At 70.1% G+C, this 2,032-nt stretch carries 3 protein-coding genes; 2 read left to right on the top strand and 1 reads right to left on the bottom strand.

All coding sequences use genetic code 11. From position 1 onward, the window contains the following. Both dnaQ and P409_RS32780 read left to right on the top strand, forming a co-directional pair. On the top strand, positions 1 to 576 hold a 576-nt coding region (gene dnaQ, locus P409_RS32785), incomplete at its 5' end, for a DNA polymerase III subunit epsilon (RefSeq protein WP_034848576.1). A 15-nt stretch (positions 577 to 591) separates the two neighbouring features. Beyond that, a complete protein-coding gene (locus tag P409_RS32780) occupies positions 592 to 1,152 on the top strand; it encodes an AAA family ATPase (RefSeq protein ID WP_034848574.1) in 561 nt (186 codons plus the stop codon). 112 nt (positions 1,153 to 1,264) lie between these two features. Here P409_RS32780 and secB read toward each other — a convergent pair whose 3' ends face one another. Then, positions 1,265 to 1,762, bottom strand: coding sequence for a protein-export chaperone SecB (gene secB, locus P409_RS32775; protein ID WP_034848572.1), 498 nt, complete (start codon positions 1,760 to 1,762; stop codon positions 1,265 to 1,267). Positions 1,763 to 2,032 lie beyond the last annotated feature (270 nt).

The raw sequence follows: 2,032 nt of genomic DNA, 5'->3' as shown, positions 1-2,032 counted from the left end.
ACCGGCGCGCATTACCATGTCTACATCAATCCCGAGCGCACCGTGCCGATGGAAGCCCAGCGCGTGCACGGGCTGACCGACGAATTCCTGGCCGACAAGCCGGTCTTCGCCGAGGTGGTGGGCGGCTTCCTCGACTTCATCGGCGACGCCAAGCTGGTGATCCACAACGCCGAATTCGACATGGGCTTCCTGAATGCGGAGCTCGGGCGGCTCGGCCTGCCGCCGATCCCGATGGCGCGGTCGATCGACACGGTGGCGCTGGCCCGGCGGCGCTGGCCCGGCGCCCAGGCCTCGCTCGACGCGCTGTGCCGCCGCTTCGGCATCGACAATTCCGGCCGCACGCTGCACGGCGCGCTGCTCGACGCCCAGCTGCTGGCCGAGGTCTGGCTGGAGATGTGCGGCGGCCGCGAGCCGGGCCTGGCCATCACCACCACGGTCGAGGTCACCGAGACCACGGTGGTGGTCGAGCGCGTCGCCCGCCCGGCCCGGCCGCACGCGCCGACCGAGGCCGAGCTGGCGGCCCATCTCGCCTTCATCAAGGGCCTGACCGACCCGATCTGGCTGAAGGAAGGGTAAGGGGAGGGGACCCAGGTGATCGTCCACCTCAACGGCTGGCCCGGGGCGGGAAAGCTGACGGTGGCGCGGGTCCTCGCGCGGCGGTTGCAGGCCCGCCTGCTCGACAACCACACCCTGCACAATGTGGCGGCCAGCCTCTGCGACCGCGGTACCGATGCGTATTGGACGCTGTACGAGCAGGTGCGGGACCTGGCCTATGACCGCATCCGCGCCCTGCCGTCGGAGGCGGTGCTGGTGATGACCAACGCCTTCCTCCAGGAATCACCCCGCGATGTCGAGGCCTGGAGGCTGATCAGGGACCTCGCCGCCGGCCGCGGCGAACGGCTGGTCGCCGTGACGCTGGATTGCGATCTCGCCGAGAATATCGTCCGGGTCCGCCGGGCCGACCGCGCCGGCAACCGCAAGCTGACCGACCCCGAACCCCTGATCGCCTGGCGCGGCGAGTATCACCTGATCGTCGATGATGCCGGGGACTGGGTCGTCATCGACAACACCCGACTGACGCCGGAGCAGGCCGCGGACCGGATCGTCGCGCATCTCGGCGGGCTGTCGCTGACAGGTGAGCCGACCCGATAAGCCGACCCCTAAAATGTCATGCCCGGGCTTGGCCCGGGCATCCAGAGAACGTCGAGACCTTCTGGATTGCCGGGTCAAGCCCGGCAATGACAGGGAAGGGGACGGAAGCGCCTCAGTTCACGCTCGGCTGGCCCTCGGCTTCGGAGCGGGCGCGCAGGGCGGCCAGCTGGCGGCGGAACAGCTCGGTGAAGTCGATCGGCTGGATCAGCAGCGGCGGGAAGCCGCCGTTGCGGGTCGCCTCGGCGATCACCGACCGGGCGAACGGGAACAGCAGGCGCGGCGCCTCGATCAGCAGCAGCGGCGCGGTCTGCTCCTTGGTCACGTTGGCCAGGGCGACCACGCCGCCATAGCTCAGCTCGCACAGGAAGGTGGCGGCGTCGCCGGTCTTGGCCTCGGCCTTGATGTGCAGCACCACCTCGAAGGCGTTCTCGGCCAGCTGCTGGGTGCGGACGTCGACATTGACCGTGACCTGCGGCGGCGTCGTCTGCTGGGTCAGGCTGCGCGGCGCGTTCGGGTTCTCGAAGGACAGGTCCTTGACGTACTGCGCCGAGATCTGCAGCGAGGGCTGCAGCTGCTGCTCGGCATCCGGCTGCTGGTTGTCGTCCGACATGAAAACTCTCCCTGGAAACTCTGGCTCGGCTGGCCGGCGAAAGACGGGGTCTCGCTAGCACGGAACCCGTGGCGGCCACAACCGGGGTCGACCGGTCAGGATCGGCCCTGCGCGTCGCCCTCGTCCTTGCCGCCCCAGCGCGAATCCTCGATCCGCGGCAGCGACGGGTCGCGGCCGCCGTCGGGCTTCACCTCGGTGTAGTCGGCGTCGATCACCGTGCCGCCCCCCGGGCCCCTGGTCCGCGGCCGCCGGGCCAGACCGTGAAGCCGC

Source organism: Inquilinus limosus MP06, assembly GCF_000767795.1.
Taxonomy (GTDB): Bacteria; Pseudomonadota; Alphaproteobacteria; order DSM-16000; family Inquilinaceae; genus Inquilinus; species Inquilinus limosus_E.
This window is presented reverse-complemented; position numbering and strand designations above follow the sequence as displayed.

Bases quoted from the DNA above. Each gene is read 5' to 3' on its own strand.
- secB (WP_034848572.1), bottom strand. From the start codon at position 1,762: ATGTCGGACGACAACCAGCAGCCGGATGCCGAGCAGCAGCTGCAGCCC.